This window comes from Pontimicrobium sp. MEBiC01747 (assembly GCF_053601635.1).
In genome coordinates this window covers 1-1,310 of the sequence record NZ_JBSHNS010000574.1, presented here as the reverse complement: position 1 = coordinate 1,310, position 1,310 = coordinate 1, and the positions used below count along the sequence as shown (strand labels likewise).

General features: G+C 30.8%; 3 protein-coding genes. All 3 read left to right on the top strand.

The window, feature by feature from the left end; all coding sequences use genetic code 11:
- Positions 1 to 423, top strand: a 423-nt coding sequence (gene surE / locus ACVC2P_RS19250; RefSeq protein ID WP_452600071.1) for a 5'/3'-nucleotidase SurE, incomplete at its 5' end; no start/stop codon positions are given.
- Positions 416 to 703, top strand: a complete 288-nt coding sequence (locus tag ACVC2P_RS19245; protein WP_452600070.1) for a hypothetical protein — start codon at positions 416 to 418, stop codon at positions 701 to 703. The genes surE and ACVC2P_RS19245, both read left to right, overlap by 8 nt.
- A 38-nt stretch (positions 704 to 741) precedes the next feature.
- Positions 742 to 1,310, top strand: a 569-nt coding sequence (locus ACVC2P_RS19240; RefSeq protein ID WP_452600069.1) for a lipid-A-disaccharide synthase, incomplete at its 3' end; no start/stop codon positions are given.

Genomic DNA, 1,310 nt, shown 5'->3' with positions numbered 1-1,310 from the left:
ATTGAAGCTGGTATTGAAGGCATTCCCGCTATTGGTTTTTCTAATTTAAACCATAGTTGGGAAACTAATTTTGAAGCTTCAAAAAAATATGCGAAAATTATTGCTAAAAATGTTTTAGTTCATGGTTTAAAAAAAGGTGTTGTTTTAAATGTAAACATTCCTGACTTAGAAGATTCTAAAATTAAAGGTGTTAAAATATGTAGACAAGCCAAAGCTAATTGGAAAGAGGCTTTCGACAAAAGACAGACACCACAGGGTAAAGATTATTATTGGCTTTCTGGAGTATTTGAAAATTATGATGATGGTGAGGATACCGATGAATGGGCTTTAGAGAATGGTTACATTTCTGTAGTTCCTGTGCAATTCGATTTAACAGCTCATCAATGTATTCAAGAATTAAACACATGGCGTTTTAATGAATAAAAAAGCAATTATTACTGGTTTTATAACTGGGTTAGCGGTTACTTTTATAGGCATAACTATTTATGTGCTTTATTTAAATGCTAGTTTAGGCTTAGAATCTAAAGAAATTATACAAAAAATAGTATCTTTTTCTACTATTAAAAACTATGCTGGTATTGGCATCCTTTTAAATCTTCCTGTTTTTTATTACTTTTTGAGTAGAAAAAAAGAGGATTATGCCAAAGGGTTAATTTTAGCTATTATAATAGTTGCTATTATCTTTTTAGTAAATAAGTTTTAGAGAATTATAATCAATAACAAAACTATTAATACAAGCAGATGAAGTATTATATTATTTCGGGAGAGGCTTCGGGAGATTTACATGGTTCTAATCTAATGAAATCTCTATTACTTCAAGATGTCGATGCCCATTTTAGGTTTTGGGGAGGAGACCTTATGCAAAGTGTAGGAGGAACTCTCGTAAAACATTACAAAGACCTCGCTTTTATGGGGTTTTTAGAGGTTGTTATGAATTTAAGAACCATAACTCGAAATTTAGCATTCTGCAAAAAAGATATTGAAGACTATAATCCTGATGTTATTATTTTTATTGATTATCCTGGCTTTAATTTACGCATTGCTAAATGGGCTAGGCAGAAACAGTTTAAAACTCATTATTATATTTCTCCGCAAATATGGGCTTGGAAAGAAAATAGAATTAAAGCTATAAAAAACGATATTGATGAGATGTATGTTATTCTTCCTTTTGAAAAGCCTTTTTATGAAGATAAGCATAATTTCCCTGTACATTTTGTTGGCCACCCTCTAATTGATGCAATTGCTGGACGAGTGCAGGTCGATGAATTTGAATTTAGAACTCAAAATGGTTTAAGTAATAAGCCTATTAT

What these genes read in the sequence shown, in the direction of transcription:
- ACVC2P_RS19245 (WP_452600070.1), top strand. Translation starts at nt 416, where the DNA reads ATGAATAAAAAAGCAATTATTACTGGTTTTATAACTGGGTTAGCGGTT.